The organism is Bacillus sp. LJBS17 (assembly GCF_019334685.1).
GTDB lineage: Bacteria > Bacillota > Bacilli > Bacillales > Bacillaceae > Bacillus > Bacillus subtilis.
Genome location: NZ_CP079759.1, coordinates 2019182 through 2035713, shown reverse-complemented (window position 1 = coordinate 2035713; position 16532 = coordinate 2019182). Strand labels below are relative to the sequence as shown.

The following is a 16532-nucleotide window of genomic DNA, read 5'->3' as shown; positions in this document are numbered from 1 at the left end:
CACATGATGTGCGTTCTTTTTTTACAAATGAAATCGTATAAGATGATCGGTTAGGTTTTCTTGTTCCAAAATATATTTTTGTGTTTCACCCAGCAGATCAAAGTGAGGAAATTCACTTTTCTTATGGATCCATTCTTTTTTTAACCCGTACGCCGCTCCCCACTGAACCAGCTTATCAATGTCTGCACAGCCGGCTTTTGTCACAGTCCTTGCTTCTGGAAATCGGTCATCCAGCCAGTAATGTGTTAAAAATGCGATTTCTCCTCTTTTCACTGCTTGTTTCCACCGGTTAAGTTCCTCCCGTTTCACACCAAACGCCATATCCCGTTCACTTCCCTATTTTTTGGCCTTTTCATATGCTGTGTGCCAATCAGGAAAAGCTTTGCGGAATTGAATTGGCTTAAAGCTTTCTTTATCCACACAAATATGAGATGAGGTGGCTTTGATGGAAAGCTCACCGGCCGGATTATAAATGTGATAACCATAGACGGTTTTAAAGCCGTTATATTCCTCTATCCATGTATGTACAACCGCGGTTTCTCCGTAATGAAGCGGCTTTTTATAGGAAATGTTGATATCAACGACTGGGGACAGAACGCCTCTTTTTTCCATATCACTATATAAAAAGCCTAAGTCCTTAATTAAGGCCGTTCTGCCGACCTCCATCCACACAAGATAATTTGCGTGATAGACAATTCCCATTTGATCTGTTTCTGCATAACGCACTTCTATTTCTTTTTTTGATACATGCAAGATTACTCTGCTCCCTTAACGTCAATTTAGCCCCATTTTACCATAATCAAATCAGAAAGAAAAAAACCAGGTTTCCCTGGTTTTTTAAGAACGGTATCCGTTCTGTCTCGCTGCAGATTCGTCCTGTATTTCATTACGAAACGCTTCAATGCTCTGTTCGCGTCTTGCATTTTTTTCTTTGATACGCTGTTTATCTTCTCCTGAAGCAAACTCCATTGATGCTTCTGCTTCTTCTATATTTTCAATTGTATTTTGAACCATATCCTGCAATTTTTCCACATTGTCAGAGCGATCATCAGGATTAGGCTGCTGATATTGATTTTGGTTCTTTGTCATTCGGATGTACCTCCTAGAAATAAACTCGATTTTTCGCTACTCGCCTTTTGTCTGCATGATGATCGGCCGCTGACCTGAAGTATCATGCATTTTTTCCCCTTTATTGGCTTTATATTTTACAGGCTTTGTACCCAAGTGGCTTGGAGCATATTGAGGCTGACCGTTTTTCTTGTTGTTTCCCATGTTTATCCCTCCTCAACAGATAGGTTTCTCAAAAGGAGGGGTAAACATGAATACAAATTAAAGGTTATTTTTGCTTAAATCGCTGTTCAAGCTTTTCCTCAAGCTGATTTAAAAACTCTGTATTGGTCATCAGCTCTTTTTTGTTTTCCATGACGAGCTCATGAAAAGAACGTTTTCTCATCTTCTTCACGCTTTTCACCTCCGCATATTCTTTTATTTTTTCCAATTCTGAAAACTTGTAAGCATATCTGAGCATAAAAAAAACTGAATCTAATCAAGATCCAGTTTTTGTTCCATTTCTTTTTTTGTCATGGTGCCAACGTGTATGTCTTGGATAACACCTTTTTCATCTAAGATATATGTCGTTGGATATGACATCACGTTATAGTCAGCATTGATCCCTTTTTTATCAATCAGAATTGGGAACGTTAAATCATACGTATCAGCAAACGCTCGGACCTGTTTCTCACTTTTCTCAGCTGAAGTGAAATTTACCGCAACAACCGCAAGTTTGTCGGCGTATTCTTTTTGCAACTTTTCCATCGCAGGCATTTCCTGACGGCACGGCTTACACCAAGTTGCCCAAAAATTGAGCAGCACTTTTTTGCCTTTTGCATCCTGTAAAGAGCTTTTCTCTCCTGACAGCGTTTTCAAAGAAAAATCAGGTGCTTGTTTCCCCACTTGAATTCCGACTTCTTTTTTGCTGTATGTTTGATATAAATTCCATCCCGTATAACCGGCAAGCATGATAAGCAGGATCCCTGCGAGCCATTTTTTCAGCATATGCCACCTCCGCAGCACATTGTGTCATAAAAAGAAGAGAAAGCGAAATGCCTTCTCTTCCTATTGATTCATCAGGACTGCTTCATTTTTTCACGAAGCACCATTTGAAGGATGCCGCCATGGCGGTAGTAATCAATTTCAACTTCACTATCAAAGCGGACGACTGCTTCAAAAGTTGTTACATTGCCGTCTTCATTGATTGCTCTTACAGTCACAAGGTCACGAGGACGAACCGTTTCATCAACATCTACCTCAATGACTTCTTTACCCGTTAAGCCGAGTGTATCCGCATTTTCACCTTGTTTAAACTGAAGCGGCAGCACACCCATGAATACAAGGTTGCTTCTGTGAATTCTTTCGAAGCTCTCTGCAATGACCGTTCTGATGCCGAGAAGGTTTGTTCCTTTTGCAGCCCAGTCACGTGAAGATCCCATACCATAGTCTTTTCCTGCTAATACAACAAGACCAGTTTTATCTTCTTTGTATTTCATGCACGCATCATAGATGGATGTTACTTCACCAGTCGGCCAGTACGTTGTAAATCCGCCTTCTGTACCCGGTGCAATTTGGTTTTTGATGCGAATGTTTGCAAATGTTCCTCTCATCATGACTTCATGGTTTCCGCGGCGGGAACCGTAGGAGTTAAAGTCACGAGGAGAAACACCTTTTTCTTGCAAGTACTTTCCGGCAGGCGTATCTTTTCCGATTGCCCCCGCAGGAGAAATATGGTCAGTTGTGACTGAATCGCCGAATTTACCGACAACACGCAAACCTTTTAATGGTTCAACCTTGCCTGGCTCAACAGACATTTCTTCGAAGAATGGCGGATTTTGAATGTAAGTTGACTCGCTATCCCATTTATATAAAGCTTCATCTGTTGTTTCAATTTCGTTCCAGCGCTTGTTGTCATCAAATACTGTTTCATACTCTTTGCGGAATAGCTCTGGCGTAACAGTTTGCTTAACAAGTGCATTGATTTCGTCCATTGACGGCCAAATATCATTAAAGTATACGTTTTGACCATCCTTGCCCACACCAATTGGATCGGTTTTCAAGTTAATGTTTACCGTTCCAGCCAGCGCATATGCCACAACAAGCGGCGGTGAAGCAAGATAGTTGCCTTTAACAAGCGGGTGAATACGTCCTTCAAAGTTACGGTTTCCGGAAAGGACAGACGTAATCAGAAGATCATTTTTCGCAACCGCTTCTTCAATTTCCGGTGAAAGCGGACCTGAGTTCCCGATACATGTTGTACAGCCGTACCCAACGAGGTTAAAGCCAAGCTCTTTCATGTATGGAAGAAGGCCTGAATTCACAAGATATCCTGTAACAACTTTAGAACCCGGTGCAAGTGACGTTTTCACGTAATTAGGCACCTTAAGCCCTAACTCAACCGCTTTTTTCGCTACCAGTCCGGCGCCGATCAGAACGTATGGGTTTGATGTATTTGTACAGCTTGTAATCGCAGCAATGGCGATCGCACCCGTTTTCATAACTGTTTCTTCACCGTTAAGGAGTTTAAACTTAATTTCTTTATTTTCTTCCTCAGCATTTAAACCGAATCCTTGGTTACCTGCAGGGCTGACTAAGTGCTTTTTAAACGTTTCCTGCATAGCAGATAGCGGGATCAAATCCTGAGGACGCTTTGGACCCGATAAGTTTGCTTCAATTTGAGACAGGTCAATTTCAACCACATCAGTAAATTGAGGGTCTTCCGCATCTGGAGTGTAGAACAAGCCATTGCTTCTGCAGTATGCTTCAACAACATCAATATGTTCAGGATCACGGCCAGTCAGGCGCAGGTAGTTAAGCGCTTCTTCATCTACTGGGAAGAATCCGCATGTAGCACCGTATTCCGGAGCCATATTCGCAATTGTTGCGCGATCTGCAAGCGGCAGTTCAGCAATTCCCGGTCCGAAGAATTCAACAAATTTACCGACAACGCCTTTTTCACGCAGCACTTGTGTTACTTTTAACGCCAAGTCAGTAGCTGTTGTTCCGTTTGGAAGCTTGCCGACAAGTTTCGCGCCGATTACCTCTGGAACTGGGAAGTAAGAAGGCTGTCCAAGCATTCCCGCTTCAGCTTCAATTCCACCGACACCCCAGCCGAGAACACCGATACCGTTAATCATTGTTGTGTGTGAGTCTGTTCCGACAAGCGTATCAGGATACGTTACAAGCTCGCCGTCTTCTTCAATGGCATGGACAACACTTGCCAAGAACTCAAGGTTGACCTGGTGCACAATACCTGTTGCAGGCGGCACTGCCTGATAATTGTTAAACGCTTTCTTTGCCCAGCTTAAAAATTTGTAGCGCTCTGCATTTCTTTCGAATTCCAAGTCCATATTTACTGCTAATGCATCTTCTGTACCAGCTTTATCTACCTGTACAGAGTGGTCGATAACGAGATCAACAGGAATTTCAGGGTTGATTTTATCAGGATCTCCGCCGACAGCTGCCATTGCTTTACGCAGTGAAGCCAGATCTACTACTGCCGGAACCCCTGTGAAGTCTTGTAAAATAACACGAGACGGTTTGAACGGAACGTCGATATCCTTTAATTCGGCAGTTCCCCATTTTGCCAAATTTTCCACGTGTTCTTTTTTGATAACGAAGCCGTCAACTTGACGCAATACTGATTCTAAAAGAACTTTGATGGAATAAGGAAGCTTCGAAACCTTTCCTATACCTGAATCTTCTAACGCTTTTAAAGAGTAGTAATGATATGTTTTCCCATTTGTAGTAAACGTTTTTCTCGCTTGGAAAACGTCTTTTGCTGCAGTTTTTTGCTCGTTTGCCATTCTCCAAAATCCCCCTTCAGATCAGATCATTCTCAGATGAACATTACATTCCATCACAATTTTCTCACAATTTCATATTAAAACAAAATCATACATAAGTAAATATCAATGTTTTTATTAAATACAATAAGTTCGGCTTATGAGAAAAATGTACCGGTAATTTTTACTGTTTACGCTCTCTCATATAACACAATAAAAGGAGCCATATTATGATTGAGGTGATAATGATGGTCAAAAGAAAAGCGAATCACGTCATTAACGGAATGAATGACGCAAAAAGCCAAGGCAAAGGCGCCGGCTATATTGAAAACGACCAGCTTGTACTGACTGAAGCAGAACGCCAAAATAACAAAAAAAGAAAAACCAATCAATAACACCGAACTCTTTTAAGGAGGTTCTCATTTTATGACCAATAAGAATACAAGTAAAGATATGCATAAAAACGCCCCCAAAGGACACAATCCCGGCCAACCTGAGCCTCTAAGCGGAAGCAAAAAGGTAAAGAACCGAAACCATACAAGACAAAAGCACAACTCAAGCCATGATATGTAAGAAAAGCAGACCTTAGTGTCTGTTTTTTTATGCGTTCACCCATTTATAATCCACCGCATATGATGTTAAGCAAGGTTGATATGTGGAGGAATGCTTCCATGGACCATTCAAAACGCAACGATGCAAATGATTTCGATAGTATGGATGAATGGCTTCGGCAATTTTTTGAAGACCCCTTCGCCTGGTACGACGAAACATTGCCTATTGATTTATATGAAACTAGTCAGCAGTATATTATAGAAGCGGATCTGACTTTTTTACAGCCTACACAAGTAACAGTTACCCTTTCTGGATGCGAGTTCATCTTAACTGTCAAATCGTCAGGACAGACTTTTGAAAAACAAATGATGCTTCCTTTTTATTTTAATGACAAAACAATTCAAGCCGAATGCGAAAATCAAATACTCACAGTCGCCGTCAATAAAGAAACAGAAGATGGCTCTTCTTTTTCTCTTCAATTTCCTCTCAGCTAAACATAAAAAGTCACTTTCATCCCCTATTATGAAAGTGACTTTTTTTTCCGTCCATTTATCGTCAAATACCCTCTAGTGACTCTCCCATGGCCAAATAGCAGATTCACTATACAATAGAATATGATCTACTATCTCTTTTGACTAGACGTCTATCACTTTTTTCTATTCTTTTTTTACTGTGTTCTTCTAATCTCTCTTCGTATACAATATGGTTAGAATAAGGGGGAATGATTGATGCTGGAAGGATGGTTTTTATGGTTTATTCTGTTTTGGGTGATCATGATGGTAGTCTTATTATCAATCGGCGGTTTTTTCATGTTTCGAAAGTTTTTAAAGCGTTTACCAAAAGAGGACGGCAGATCAGAGCTTGATTGGCAGGATTACTATATTGAAAACAGCAGACATTTATGGAACGATGAAAACAAACAGTTTCTAGATGAATTGACTGCGCCGGTGCCAGAACTGTTCAGAGATGCAGCAAAAGCCAAAATCGCAGGCAAAATCGGTGAGCTTGCATTAAAAGAAAAGGTAGCAAAGATTGATCAGCAACTTATGATCAAAGGCTATATTCTCGCAACTCCTAAAAGAGACCATACCTTCTTAAAAAGGCATCTGCGGGACAAAAAAATCGATTTGGAACCTTATCAGACCCTTCTCAAATAAAAAACCTTTCCTGACAAGAGGAAAGGTTTTTTAATTCATTTGAATATTAGCTGACTGCAGCTCGTTATGAAGTTTTCGATATGATAAATACATGGCGATTCTCCAAGGCACAATCATACCGAAAGCCAGAATCCAAAACATTCCGCTCAGTGCACCATAATCGATTGATGTGCTCAAGATGGATTTCATCACGATTCTGATCACCAAAAGACCGACTAATATAAAAACAAATGCTTTAGAGCGTTTCATGTAAATTTCATTATTTTTAATTTCGAACTTAGAAGTTTTGATTAGAAAAATAGAGAAAATCACACCTAAAGTGAATGCTTCCAAAAACTCTGCACCAGTTACCCAAAATACCGGAAATAAAAACATTAACGCTCCCGTACTCATAAAAATCGGCGGAAGAATGATTTTTTTTGGTGAAACAGGCTTGTCAGAGGACTTTATTCTGACCACCATCACAGCTACAGCCATTAACACAGCAATAATCGATGAAACTATAATCATCATACTTATCATTCCTTTGTTTCTCGGAGTGTTGATACTATATACTATACTCCAAAACAATAAAAAAAACCATTTTGAAAAGAAATGACTTTAATGTCCCATAACGCGGCTTACAGCTTCCAGCACTTTTGTTTCCTCAAACGGCTTAACAATAAAATCCTTTGCCCCCAGCTCAATTGCTTCCGTTACAATTCTTTGCTGGCGCATGGCGGTGCACATGATGACCTTCGCTTTAGGATCAAAGGTTAAGATATCACGAAGCGCTTTTATGCCGTTTTTCACCGGCATTGTAATATCCATTGTCACAAGGTCCGGTCGCAGTTTTTTATACAGGTCCGCTGCTTGTTCACCGTCCGCCGCTTCGCCTGCGATTATGTAATTTGCATCTTCCAAGATCTCTCTGATTTTCACTCTCATGAACTTGGCGTCGTCTACAACTAAAACTCTTGTCATATTCCCCTCCAACAATCGATTTCCACAGATAATAGTCTTATTGTACCAAAAAACAAAAGGATTATTAGTAGTACGAAAGTAATTTACCGTCAAAAACCAGTAAAGCCTCCAAAAAGATCTGACAGCAAAATAATGATCAGGCTCATCCAATTAAAGAATAACAGCACACCAATCACAATCATCAAAACGCCGCCAGCTTTCATAATGAAAAGCTGGTTCTTCCTTATCCACTTCAGCTTTGTGATAAAAAAAGACAATAAAAGAAACGGTACCGCAAAACCGAGTACATATAACATCATGTATGGCACCGCTGAACCCGGATTGGTGCCTGCAAGTGTGATAACAGCACCTAATATCGGACCGGTACATGGTGTCCATCCAGCTGCAAATGCCATTCCGATTAAGACCGACCCTAAAAACCCGCTTGGTTTATGCTTAAAATGGATTCTCCGCTCTTTCATCATAGCCTCAGGCCGAAACACACCGAGTGTAATGAAACCGAACAAAATAATAAGCAACGCGCCAATTTGCCGAATCGCATCGTGATAATCCCTAAACAGGCTGCCAATAAAAGATGTTCCATAGCCTAAAGCAATAAAAATGACTGAAAAGCCAAGCAAAAAACACAAAGTATGAAACAGGCTTCTTTTCTGCAGCAGCAGCTTTTCTGTTTTTACATCGTCCATGCTGACCCCTGTAATATATGACAAAAAAGCTGGGTAAAGCGGCAGGCAGCAAGGCGAAATAAAGGATAAAAATCCCGCACCGAATGTCAAAAAATAATTCACGTCTCCCATGTCATCATCCCTTCATGATTTGACATTCCTTCAAGTTATGACAAAATCATTTCATTTTTTTAACACTTTCACTTGAAGGATTTCTATTTTCAGAAAAAACTTATATAATTTAATTTGACATTGAGACATTATACTCCTTCTCATTTGAAAATTAGTATAAATATGGATATAATATAAACATTCACTTTGAAGATCTAATGTATGAAAGGATACATCCCTGTGATTAGAGAGCATCTATTAAAAGAAATTGAAAAAAAAAGAGCAGAGCTGCTGCAAATTGTCATGGCGAACGGAATGACATCTCATATTACGATAGAGCTCAGTCAGGAGCTTGACCATCTTCTCATACAATATCAAAAGCAGCGCCTTCGAGCAGTAGCGGGTGATGAATGATTGCAAAATAAAAAACCCGTATAAGGGTTTTTTATTTTATAACCATGTTTCTCTATATCATAATCTTTACGTATTATTTCGTTTGATTATTCATGGCTTTCATCATTTGATTGATTTTCTTTTGAGAAGGTTTCATTCCCATTTGCATCATCATCATGCGTAACATTTGTTCATTAATAGGCGGATTCTTTTTCAGGTAGCTCATCATATATTTACGAGCAATAAAAAACCCGAGTGCAACACCTATGAGCAATGCAACAACGCCCACTAGGATGCCAACCCATAAAGTCATTTTATTTCCTCCTTCATGTTGTCTAGTTTAAAGTGTACTAAACCAAAAGCTATTATACAACATTTACATCTCTTTTTCTTCGGTTTTAGACAAAATTTCTTTCTTTCACTGGATTTAGCCATCCGTAACGCTTCGAATTGAAATCCATTGCTAAAAAGCAAGGGCTTACTTTTCTTAACACTTCAAAGAATATCGTTTCTGCCTCGTAATCTCCCGAAGCCACAATTTCTATCATGTGCTCCTTCATCATAAACGTCGCGTGGCCTTTTGCTTTCGGCAAAGCTATTCTATAAATATAATCCAGCTGCCTGTAATCCGTCTTGTTTAAATTCATTTTTAACCGCTGATGCATATGTAAAATCGGGATTGGTTGTGTAATATATTGAATCTGTTTCTCTGTCATTTCATACTGCTGCTTTTCAAGGCTTGTCCAATGATAGTCTTGAAACAGCTCAAACATAACCGATTCCCGGCCGAAATAGTGATTGGCAAATTCCTCTTTGATCAGGTACGTATAGTAGTGACGTTCCATCTTTTCATCCCCTTTTCCAGCAGCATTTCATTTGCTCTCTATTATACAAAAAAAGAAAAGAAAGAATTGTCTATTACTGTTAAACAGCCAATACTATTTTTGTCGGATAAACAAGAAAAAGAGGATGATTTGACTCATCCTCTTTCAAAAGCTTACTTATTGATTAATGCCTTAACTCGATTCACTACGTTCGGAACTGAGAAGCCGTATTCGTTAATGATGGTTTCACCAGGAGCAGATGCACCGAATCGGTCTATGCCGAGAACGTCACCTTCAAGCCCCGTGTATTTGCCCCATCCAAATGATGAGCCCATTTCAATTGCAAGACGTTTTTTCACATCTGCAGGAAGGACTTCGTTTTTGTATTCATCAGATTGTTTCTCAAAACGGTCCATTGAAGGCATGCTGACAACAGAAACATCGATATTTTCTTTTGCCAATTCAGCCTGCGCTTCAATTGCAAGACCTACCTCTGATCCGGAAGCGATGAGAAGAGCGTCAGGTGTTTCGTTTTTAGATTTAGAAACGACATATGCACCTTTTTCTACTCCTGCCAATGCTTCTTCAGATGTTTGATCGATGGTAGGAAGGTTTTGACGTGTAAGCACTAGCGCTGTTGGGTGGTCAGTGCTTTGCACTGCAAGCTTCCATGCTGCTGCTGTCTCATTGCCGTCTGCTGGACGGATCAAAGAAAGGTTAGGCATTGCACGGAGTGAAGCAAGCTGTTCAACAGGCTCGTGCGTCGGACCGTCTTCACCAACCGCAATACTGTCATGTGTGAAGACATATGTCACAGGAAGGCCCATTAACGCTGCAAGACGAATCGCAGGACGCAGGTAATCAGAGAAGACAAAGAAAGTTCCGCCGAATACACGAAGACCGCCATGAAGCGCCATACCGTTTAAGGCTGCACCCATCGCAAATTCACGTACACCAAACCAGAAGTTTTTGCCTGAGTAATCAACCGCTGTAAAATCACCGGCATTTTTAATAGTCGTTTTGTTCGATCCCGCTAGGTCAGCAGAACCTCCGACAAAGAAAGGAATTTTTTTCGCAAGTCCGTTGAGAACTTCACCGGAAGATGCACGGGATGCCAGGCTGCTTCCTTTTTCATACACAGGAACCTCTTGATCCCAGTCCTTCGGAAGCTCTCCTTTGATTGCCAGTTCAAGCTGTTCAGCAAGTTCAGGATAAACTTCTTTATATTTAGCGAATTGAGCATTCCATTCTTGTTCTTTTTTCTCACCTGATTCTTTAACAGCTGCAGCGAAATGCTCATAAACTTCTGACGGAACGTAGAAGTCTTCTTCATATGTCCACGCATAAGCTTCTTTTGTTAATTTGCTTTCCTCTTTACCAAGCGGCGCACCGTGAACACCGGATGTACCGGCACGGTTAGGTGAACCGAATCCGATTGTCGTTTTCACTTCAATTAATGTAGGTTTCTTTTCATTTTGGCGTGCTTTTTCGATAGCCGCTGTTAATTCTTCAATATTGTTTCCATCCTCAACATAAAGAACTTCCCAATTCATTGCTTCAAAACGCTGTTTCACGTTTTCAGAGAATGAACGGTCGAGGTCTCCATCAAGAGAGATGTCATTAGAATCGTATAGTACGATCAGACGGCCAAGCTGAAGATGGCCTGCGAGTGAAGCGGCTTCAGAAGAAATACCTTCCATTAAATCACCATCACCGCAAATACTGTATGTATAATGATCGACTACGTTAAATGAATCGCGGTTGTATGTTTCCGCTAAATGGCGTTCAGCAATTGCCATACCGACTGCCATGGCAATTCCTTGGCCAAGCGGACCTGTTGTAGCATCAACACCGGCAGTATGTCCGAATTCCGGATGTCCTGGTGTTTTGCTGCCCCACTGGCGGAATCCCTTAAGATCTTCAATACTAAGATCAAACCCGCTTAAATGAAGCATGCTGTATAATAGTGCTGACCCGTGTCCAGCAGATAAAACAAAACGGTCACGGTTAAACCAGCCAGGGTTTGCCGGACTTACGTTCATAAATTTTGTCCACAGCGTGTATGCCATTGGAGCGGCTCCCATCGGCATCCCTGGGTGACCAGAATTTGCTTTTTCAATAGCGTCTATTGACAGTGTGCGAATGGTAGCAACTGATTTCTTTTCAATTGTATCCATAAAAATCCCCTTCCTTATGTGTTGTACCCTTACATCATAAATGTCTGACGACTTTTTCTCAACTGTTTCAGCTTAAATTTGAGAGAAACTTGTTGAATTTTGTCACATAAGAGTTTTGATTATAGTATATGCAAAAGAGGAATACGATATTGCCGTATTCCTCTTATATTAGTGAAGTTTGTTATTTCTTTGTTCTCTTTTTAGCTTTTCTGGTGTAACATCATTGCCTTCTGGGTCAATGATTTTCACACTTTTTAACGTGTTCTTCATAGAAGAACGAAAACCTTTCAAGTACTCTTGACGGAGCTTTTGCTGTTCGGCTTTTTCTTCTTCTGTAATAACGCCAGCTTTAGCTTTGGCAGCAAGTTCATTAATTCTGGCAATTTTCGCGTTTGAAATCATGTTAAACTCCTTTATTGCATTTTGTCTATATAGTACTAGATCAAAAAAAGTTTTACAACTGATTCACTCTGCTGTCTCTTCATTCTCTATGTATTCCTGAAAACGCCGGTGAACGGTTGCTTTAGAGACATCATAGCCAAACCCTCTTAGGGTAGCCGCGATTTCAGCAAACGTCAGTTTATTCGCTCTCAGGCGGACGATCTCTGAGATTGGCACCTCTATTTTTTCTTTTCCACTGTTCCCATGTTGGTTTTTTAAGTTTTTTTGCGGTTTAAAACCGTTTTTTACTGCACGTTTCATTCCCCGTCTGATTTTCATGTTGTGAATCTTTCGCTGATACTCTTCCACAATGCTGACGATTTCCAAGACCATTGAGTCAGCCTCCGATAACTCCAGTTCACCTCTATGAGCCGTTGTATAGACTTTCACACCTTCTCTATAAATACAATGAAGCAGTGCGATTTTTGCGTTTCCCCGTCCGAGCCTAGTCTCATCCTGAACCAAAATGACATCAATTCCAGCGTTCTTAATCACATCAAGCAGCTCAAATACACCATCCCGATCCATTTCATATCCGCTGGCTTTTTCTGAAATCACTTTGACCACTTCCATGCCGTTCTCCGCTGCAATGGCCGTAAGCTCCTCCTCCTGCCGCTTTAATGACGTTTCCTGCTGTTCTTTATTTGTGCTTACACGGGCATAAATGAGTGCTTTCATTTTATCTCTCTTTCCTCTCTATCTTACAGTTGCTAATTCATATGCATCCTGATGCTTCTTTTTCAATGGGATCACTAACTCATCACCCGGCTGGATATCAGAGGTTTGAAGTTGATTTTTATCAGCTACCCATTCAATAAAATCATTTTTGTTTATCTTTTTTGTATCGGCTACCTGATCAGCAATTGACCAGAGTGTGTCGCCTTGCTGGACTTCTATTTTAACATACTGATTAAGCTCTTGGCCGCTGCTTGTATATGACAGCATAAGGATAACCGCGCTCAAAATCACTGTGAACAGACCGACAAAAATAATAGATTCTTTACTCATGATCATAACCTCCAACAGGAATGTTTGTTCGCATTTTTATAATTTCAGTATATACGAACAAACGTTTCTGTCAATTGTTTTTTCGAACCTATGTTTGTACTGTAAGGAAAATCATGCTATAATCTTCTTAAAATCGACGTTTTGAGGTGCGAAAAATGACGAAGCTATCAAAAAGGCAACTTGATATCCTCCGTTTTATTAAAGCAGAGGTTAAATCAAAAGGATATCCGCCTTCCGTGAGAGAGATCGGAGAGGCTGTCGGGCTTGCGTCCAGCTCTACTGTCCACGGCCATTTGGCCCGCTTGGAAACAAAAGGGCTGATCAGACGGGATCCGACAAAACCAAGAGCAATAGAAATTCTTGATGAAGAAGTAGACATTCCGCAAAGCCAGGTCGTTAATGTACCGGTCATCGGGAAAGTCACGGCGGGATCTCCTATTACAGCAGTAGAAAATATTGAAGAATATTTTCCGCTCCCTGACCGCATGGTTCCTCCAGACGAGCATGTATTTATGCTGGAGATTATGGGAGACAGTATGATAGATGCTGGTATTCTCGATAAGGACTATGTCATCGTTAAACAGCAAAACACAGCGAACAATGGGGAAATTGTAGTTGCGATGACAGAAGATGATGAAGCAACTGTAAAACGATTCTATAAAGAGGATACACACATTCGCTTGCAGCCTGAGAACCCAACGATGGAACCTATCATTTTGCAGAATGTCAGCATTCTAGGGAAAGTGATTGGCGTGTTCAGAACCGTCCATTAATCTATTGATCTATCAGATGCATGAAATAACCCCCTTTTCCTTTACGGAGAGGGGGTTTGTTGTTCAAAAAAAGCAGGCTCGCCCTGACTTTTGGGTGCGAGCCTGAATAGGAGGAAAAAGAACATCATGTTTACACCATAATTATCCACCAAACAATTGTTGAAGTCAAGAAATTTTCTTTCCCTCAGGAAACTTTTATTCAAAATATGAACGTTTAGAATATTAGACGCTATCTTCTTAAAAACGTTTCATTTTTAGGTCGTGGAAGGATGCGGTTTTATATTTATTAAAGGGCGAGGCAATTGATATAACTGAAAATTTAGTACATAGTTTAGGTAGTTCAACACTCTGTTAAAACAGCTCGCTTTCTTCATATAAAATGTAATATGTATTTCAAATTCTCCTTCACCGAATCACTTGTGCAGTTCAAAAGATATGGCATCGTTGAACTAATCGGGTAGAAACCTTCCCCAAACATAAAGTCTCCACCAACACCCTTCTTTAAATTTAACCTTATATGAAATATGGTGTGTGATATCAAAAGGCCGTTTCATCATAAAAGTGCATATGGGTTTTTTCTTGTTTGTAATATCGAAGCCTGTCTTGAAGTGTTCCGGTATGAAATTCAAATTTGTGGCCGTCAGGGTCGGTAAAATAAATTGATTTTCGATCGCGTTCATCTCGTTCTCTGCCAGGCAGAATATTGACATGAAGTCTTTTTAATTTAGCTGATACCTCCTCAAATTCATGATCTTCAATTGTAAAAGCAATATGGGTATAAGAAAGCTTAATGTCATTTCTCTGGATGTCTGGTTCTTCATTAAGCGCTAGCCAGATGCCGTTCATGTCAAAATATGCAGTTGTTCTTCCCTTTACCAAAAGCTTTGCATCAAACACTTTTTGATAAAAATCAATCGATGTATCCAAATGCGTAACTGAAAATAACAAGTGATTGATTCCTTTTATCTCCACAAATCATTCCCCCCTTGAAAGCTGATCATCCACATATACGACTTTTTTCATAAAAAGATTCATACTGCTGAAAAAAATACCAGTGTAAACAAAAACGGACTGTTTAAAATAGTAACATGACCATTATGAATGGTTTTGAATTGCATTATTTATCATTTGTTTACGCCCAAGAATTTTCTTCAAAAAATAACAAATTAGGTGGTCAAATGAAACATATCATTGCGCTTGCTTCAAAGATTGCTTTCACTCTCGCCCTTTTATATGTGATTTTGGACAGAGTCTATCACGCATCCTTCTTAAGTGTGATGTTTATTGCACTTTTCTTAGGTTTTGTGTCCTATCTTTCTGGTGACATGCTCGTCTTACCCAGAACAAACAATATTACAGCTTCATTGGCTGACTTTGGCCTTTCATTCGTTATTCTTTGGGTATTTGTTTTAACCCAAACAAGAAACGATTTCTCACCATTTGGAGCAGCTCTCCTTTCCGCTGCCTGTCTTACTGTTTTTGAATACTTTTTTCATCGGTATTTACTGAAAAATGTGCTTGATGAAAATTTCCGAAATGAACTGTCAGCGAGAGATAACACCTTACAGTATCAAACGGAAGCCGCGGACGAGCTGTTTCCCGAAACGAATGAGAAGCATAAGGAATAGGAGGCTGTCTTATCGCCTCCTATTTTTCAGTAGCTATTTTTGAGAAAACGGAACATCACTTCTGTAAACTCATAAAACCTCTCATTTTGAGTAACAGCTCTGCTTTTTAAAGAAAAGATGCCGAACAAAGACTTTCGAAACCCTGTGCTCATTTCTATCTGGATACTTAAACCTGTTTTTGATTTATTTGCAATGTTATTCGGACTAACGCCCGCATGTGGATGGTCCGGATTGAGCAATACAGCAGGAAAACCGGCATGCTGCAATTTCTCAACTAAATCTGCCGCTCTTACGCGATCTGTACCGCCGACTTCGATCTGCTGATCTTCTTCTGCGTACCCGTGTAATGAAATGACATATTCATGATTTCCCGTCATTTTAAGGGCCCGAGGTTCATCAAAGTGCGTGCTCGTAATGTGCAGGACTGAGTTTCCTGCCGATTTTAAGCCTTCAAATAAATACATCGAGTACTCTTTGCTGAGCTCTCTCGCTACTTCACTTGTCCCGCCTTCAATACCTCCTCCGTGAATAGCTAAAACAAGAACAGGGCTTCCGGTTTCTTTCGTAACAATGTCGTAATCAGAAGGATCTTCATTGTTTTTTAATTCCTCAAAATTCTGATATACATCTTCAGCATAAATTGAAGAAATCGGAGCAAATACCATAAAAATAAACAATAATTTTACAATTTTAATAGTTGATGGAAAACGTTTGGCTATGTTACAATCAACATGCTTCAAGGAATGGAGCAAACGGCGGAGCAGGGATACTTTGGCCGGTTTCATCTACTCCGCCTCTAAGTCCAAATCAACAGGATGTAGGTCTCTTTGAGGCTTTAGCACGAATTCTCTTGTCCTCCTTGTTAAATTTTTGTTAAATTCACAATATTATATACCATTAGCCCGGGCGCTGTTCTTCTCATTTTTGAATTTATTAAAAGTAAGCTGGCACCACCTCCCCCATTTCCATACAAAACAAAAATGCACCTGCCCTTTGGCCTGTGCA

Annotated in this window: 25 protein-coding genes and 1 pseudogene; 7 read left to right on the top strand and 19 right to left on the bottom strand. The window is 40.2% G+C overall.

Annotated features, from left to right (window positions below; all coding sequences use genetic code 11):
* Positions 1-21 precede the first annotated feature (21 nt).
* From KXZ66_RS10485 to acnA, 7 genes are all read right to left on the bottom strand, one after another.
* Positions 22-321 carry a hypothetical protein gene (locus KXZ66_RS10485; protein ID WP_024571429.1) on the bottom strand — a complete coding sequence of 100 codons (300 nt, stop codon included), beginning with the start codon at positions 319-321 and terminating at the stop codon, positions 22-24.
* Between the two features lie 15 nt (positions 322-336).
* A complete protein-coding gene (locus KXZ66_RS10480; RefSeq protein ID WP_017696516.1) occupies positions 337-753 on the bottom strand; it encodes a YbgC/FadM family acyl-CoA thioesterase in 417 nt (138 codons plus the stop codon).
* Between the two features lie 84 nt (positions 754-837).
* Positions 838-1089 (bottom strand): small acid-soluble spore protein Tlp, encoded by a 252-nt coding sequence (gene tlp / locus KXZ66_RS10475; RefSeq protein WP_003231568.1) that lies wholly within the window; start codon positions 1087-1089, stop codon positions 838-840.
* A gap of 36 nt (positions 1090-1125) precedes the next feature.
* On the bottom strand, positions 1126-1272 hold the full coding sequence (gene sspN / locus KXZ66_RS10470) for an acid-soluble spore protein SspN (RefSeq protein WP_003231569.1): 147 nt from the start codon (positions 1270-1272) through the stop codon (positions 1126-1128).
* 64 nt (positions 1273-1336) lie between these two features.
* On the bottom strand, positions 1337-1462 hold the full coding sequence (locus KXZ66_RS10465; RefSeq protein ID WP_041851057.1) for an FbpB family small basic protein: 126 nt from the start codon (positions 1460-1462) through the stop codon (positions 1337-1339).
* 80 nt (positions 1463-1542) lie between these two features.
* Complete coding sequence (locus KXZ66_RS10460; protein ID WP_041850783.1) at positions 1543-2055, bottom strand: redoxin domain-containing protein; 513 nt, start codon at positions 2053-2055, stop codon at positions 1543-1545.
* A gap of 71 nt (positions 2056-2126) precedes the next feature.
* Positions 2127-4856: an aconitate hydratase AcnA gene (gene acnA, locus KXZ66_RS10455; protein WP_021479772.1), complete on the bottom strand. Its 2730-nt coding sequence runs from the start codon at positions 4854-4856 to the stop codon at positions 2127-2129.
* Between the two features lie 227 nt (positions 4857-5083).
* Between acnA and sspO the strand changes: the two genes are divergently transcribed.
* The 4 genes from sspO (at position 5084) to yneK (ending at position 6544) form a co-directional block, all read left to right on the top strand.
* Entirely contained in the window at positions 5084-5230 is a 147-nt protein-coding gene (sspO, locus tag KXZ66_RS10450) for a small acid-soluble spore protein SspO (RefSeq protein WP_003244839.1), read from the top strand.
* Positions 5231-5261: 31 nt separating this feature from the next.
* Positions 5262-5408, top strand: coding sequence for a small acid-soluble spore protein P (locus tag KXZ66_RS10445; protein ID WP_003221237.1), 147 nt, complete (start codon positions 5262-5264; stop codon positions 5406-5408).
* Between the two features lie 80 nt (positions 5409-5488).
* Positions 5489-5881: an outer spore coat protein CotM gene (cotM, locus tag KXZ66_RS10440; RefSeq protein WP_072174018.1), complete on the top strand. Its 393-nt coding sequence runs from the start codon at positions 5489-5491 to the stop codon at positions 5879-5881.
* Positions 5882-6115: 234 nt separating this feature from the next.
* Positions 6116-6544: a DynA interaction protein YneK gene (yneK, locus tag KXZ66_RS10435; RefSeq protein ID WP_003231580.1), complete on the top strand. Its 429-nt coding sequence runs from the start codon at positions 6116-6118 to the stop codon at positions 6542-6544.
* A gap of 30 nt (positions 6545-6574) precedes the next feature.
* On the opposite strand, the gene KXZ66_RS10430 is transcribed toward yneK, so the two are convergent.
* The 3 genes from KXZ66_RS10430 to ccdA form a co-directional block, all read right to left on the bottom strand.
* Complete coding sequence (locus KXZ66_RS10430; protein WP_072174017.1) at positions 6575-7066, bottom strand: CcdC family protein; 492 nt, start codon at positions 7064-7066, stop codon at positions 6575-6577.
* 78 nt (positions 7067-7144) lie between these two features.
* Positions 7145-7507 carry a response regulator gene (locus tag KXZ66_RS10425; RefSeq protein ID WP_014476939.1) on the bottom strand — a complete coding sequence of 121 codons (363 nt, stop codon included), beginning with the start codon at positions 7505-7507 and terminating at the stop codon, positions 7145-7147.
* Positions 7508-7596: 89 nt separating this feature from the next.
* Positions 7597-8304 carry a cytochrome c-type biogenesis protein CcdA gene (gene ccdA, locus KXZ66_RS10420; RefSeq protein WP_015383767.1) on the bottom strand — a complete coding sequence of 236 codons (708 nt, stop codon included), beginning with the start codon at positions 8302-8304 and terminating at the stop codon, positions 7597-7599.
* Positions 8305-8523: 219 nt separating this feature from the next.
* Between ccdA and ynzD the strand changes: the two genes are divergently transcribed.
* Positions 8524-8697 (top strand): aspartyl-phosphate phosphatase YnzD, encoded by a 174-nt coding sequence (ynzD, locus tag KXZ66_RS10415; RefSeq protein WP_010886518.1) that lies wholly within the window; start codon positions 8524-8526, stop codon positions 8695-8697.
* Between the two features lie 73 nt (positions 8698-8770).
* On the opposite strand, the gene KXZ66_RS10410 is transcribed toward ynzD, so the two are convergent.
* The 6 genes from KXZ66_RS10410 to yneA all read right to left on the bottom strand — a co-directional run bounded on the left by KXZ66_RS10410 (position 8771) and on the right by yneA (position 13132).
* Entirely contained in the window at positions 8771-8989 is a 219-nt protein-coding gene (locus KXZ66_RS10410; RefSeq protein WP_003221221.1) for a YneF family protein, read from the bottom strand.
* Between the two features lie 85 nt (positions 8990-9074).
* Positions 9075-9521: a sporulation inhibitor of replication protein SirA gene (gene sirA, locus KXZ66_RS10405; RefSeq protein ID WP_003231591.1), complete on the bottom strand. Its 447-nt coding sequence runs from the start codon at positions 9519-9521 to the stop codon at positions 9075-9077.
* A gap of 152 nt (positions 9522-9673) precedes the next feature.
* On the bottom strand, positions 9674-11677 hold the full coding sequence (gene tkt, locus KXZ66_RS10400; RefSeq protein ID WP_003231593.1) for a transketolase: 2004 nt from the start codon (positions 11675-11677) through the stop codon (positions 9674-9676).
* A gap of 168 nt (positions 11678-11845) precedes the next feature.
* Positions 11846-12079, bottom strand: coding sequence for a DUF896 domain-containing protein (locus tag KXZ66_RS10395; protein WP_003231595.1), 234 nt, complete (start codon positions 12077-12079; stop codon positions 11846-11848).
* 63 nt (positions 12080-12142) lie between these two features.
* On the bottom strand, positions 12143-12796 hold the full coding sequence (locus KXZ66_RS10390) for a YneB family resolvase-like protein (RefSeq protein WP_041850785.1): 654 nt from the start codon (positions 12794-12796) through the stop codon (positions 12143-12145).
* Positions 12797-12814: 18 nt separating this feature from the next.
* The gene (gene yneA / locus KXZ66_RS10385) at positions 12815-13132 is read right to left on the bottom strand and encodes a cell division suppressor protein YneA (protein ID WP_003231598.1); all 318 of its coding nucleotides are present in this window, start codon (positions 13130-13132) and stop codon (positions 12815-12817) included.
* A gap of 149 nt (positions 13133-13281) precedes the next feature.
* Between yneA and lexA the strand changes: the two genes are divergently transcribed.
* The gene (lexA, locus tag KXZ66_RS10380; protein WP_003238209.1) at positions 13282-13899 is read left to right on the top strand and encodes a transcriptional repressor LexA; all 618 of its coding nucleotides are present in this window, start codon (positions 13282-13284) and stop codon (positions 13897-13899) included.
* Positions 13900-14269: 370 nt separating this feature from the next.
* Here lexA and KXZ66_RS22565 read toward each other — a convergent pair.
* Positions 14270-14528 (bottom strand): annotated as a pseudogene (locus KXZ66_RS22565) (hypothetical protein).
* The gene (fosB, locus tag KXZ66_RS10375) at positions 14437-14871 is read right to left on the bottom strand and encodes a metallothiol transferase FosB (protein WP_219144964.1); all 435 of its coding nucleotides are present in this window, start codon (positions 14869-14871) and stop codon (positions 14437-14439) included. Before fosB ends, KXZ66_RS22565 begins: the two are co-directional and overlap by 92 nt.
* A 206-nt stretch (positions 14872-15077) precedes the next feature.
* Between fosB and KXZ66_RS10370 the strand changes: the two genes are divergently transcribed.
* Positions 15078-15527: a YndM family protein gene (locus tag KXZ66_RS10370; RefSeq protein WP_015483284.1), complete on the top strand. Its 450-nt coding sequence runs from the start codon at positions 15078-15080 to the stop codon at positions 15525-15527.
* Between the two features lie 26 nt (positions 15528-15553).
* On the opposite strand, the gene pghL is transcribed toward KXZ66_RS10370, so the two are convergent.
* Entirely contained in the window at positions 15554-16312 is a 759-nt protein-coding gene (gene pghL / locus KXZ66_RS10365) for a gamma-polyglutamate hydrolase PghL (RefSeq protein ID WP_219144963.1), read from the bottom strand.
* Positions 16313-16532: the final 220 nt, after the last annotated feature.

What these genes read in the sequence shown, in the direction of transcription:
- KXZ66_RS10485 (WP_024571429.1), bottom strand. Translation starts at nt 321, where the DNA reads ATGGCGTTTGGTGTGAAACGGGAGGAACTTAACCGGTGGAAACAAGCA.
- tlp (WP_003231568.1), bottom strand. Translation starts at nt 1,089, where the DNA reads ATGACAAAGAACCAAAATCAATATCAGCAGCCTAATCCTGATGATCGC.
- sspN (WP_003231569.1), bottom strand. Translation starts at nt 1,272, where the DNA reads ATGGGAAACAACAAGAAAAACGGTCAGCCTCAATATGCTCCAAGCCAC.
- KXZ66_RS10460 (WP_041850783.1), bottom strand. Translation starts at nt 2,055, where the DNA reads ATGCTGAAAAAATGGCTCGCAGGGATCCTGCTTATCATGCTTGCCGGT.
- acnA (WP_021479772.1), bottom strand. Translation starts at nt 4,856, where the DNA reads ATGGCAAACGAGCAAAAAACTGCAGCAAAAGACGTTTTCCAAGCGAGA.
- sspO (WP_003244839.1), top strand. Translation starts at nt 5,084, where the DNA reads ATGGTCAAAAGAAAAGCGAATCACGTCATTAACGGAATGAATGACGCA.
- KXZ66_RS10445 (WP_003221237.1), top strand. Translation starts at nt 5,262, where the DNA reads ATGACCAATAAGAATACAAGTAAAGATATGCATAAAAACGCCCCCAAA.
- cotM (WP_072174018.1), top strand. Translation starts at nt 5,489, where the DNA reads ATGTGGAGGAATGCTTCCATGGACCATTCAAAACGCAACGATGCAAAT.
- yneK (WP_003231580.1), top strand. Translation starts at nt 6,116, where the DNA reads ATGCTGGAAGGATGGTTTTTATGGTTTATTCTGTTTTGGGTGATCATG.
- KXZ66_RS10430 (WP_072174017.1), bottom strand. Translation starts at nt 7,066, where the DNA reads ATGATAAGTATGATGATTATAGTTTCATCGATTATTGCTGTGTTAATG.
- KXZ66_RS10425 (WP_014476939.1), bottom strand. Translation starts at nt 7,507, where the DNA reads ATGACAAGAGTTTTAGTTGTAGACGACGCCAAGTTCATGAGAGTGAAA.
- ccdA (WP_015383767.1), bottom strand. Translation starts at nt 8,304, where the DNA reads ATGGGAGACGTGAATTATTTTTTGACATTCGGTGCGGGATTTTTATCC.
- KXZ66_RS10410 (WP_003221221.1), bottom strand. Translation starts at nt 8,989, where the DNA reads ATGACTTTATGGGTTGGCATCCTAGTGGGCGTTGTTGCATTGCTCATA.
- sirA (WP_003231591.1), bottom strand. Translation starts at nt 9,521, where the DNA reads ATGGAACGTCACTACTATACGTACCTGATCAAAGAGGAATTTGCCAAT.
- tkt (WP_003231593.1), bottom strand. Translation starts at nt 11,677, where the DNA reads ATGGATACAATTGAAAAGAAATCAGTTGCTACCATTCGCACACTGTCA.
- KXZ66_RS10395 (WP_003231595.1), bottom strand. Translation starts at nt 12,079, where the DNA reads ATGATTTCAAACGCGAAAATTGCCAGAATTAATGAACTTGCTGCCAAA.
- KXZ66_RS10390 (WP_041850785.1), bottom strand. Translation starts at nt 12,796, where the DNA reads ATGAAAGCACTCATTTATGCCCGTGTAAGCACAAATAAAGAACAGCAG.
- yneA (WP_003231598.1), bottom strand. Translation starts at nt 13,132, where the DNA reads ATGATCATGAGTAAAGAATCTATTATTTTTGTCGGTCTGTTCACAGTG.
- lexA (WP_003238209.1), top strand. Translation starts at nt 13,282, where the DNA reads ATGACGAAGCTATCAAAAAGGCAACTTGATATCCTCCGTTTTATTAAA.
- KXZ66_RS10370 (WP_015483284.1), top strand. Translation starts at nt 15,078, where the DNA reads ATGAAACATATCATTGCGCTTGCTTCAAAGATTGCTTTCACTCTCGCC.
- pghL (WP_219144963.1), bottom strand. Translation starts at nt 16,312, where the DNA reads ATGAAACCGGCCAAAGTATCCCTGCTCCGCCGTTTGCTCCATTCCTTG.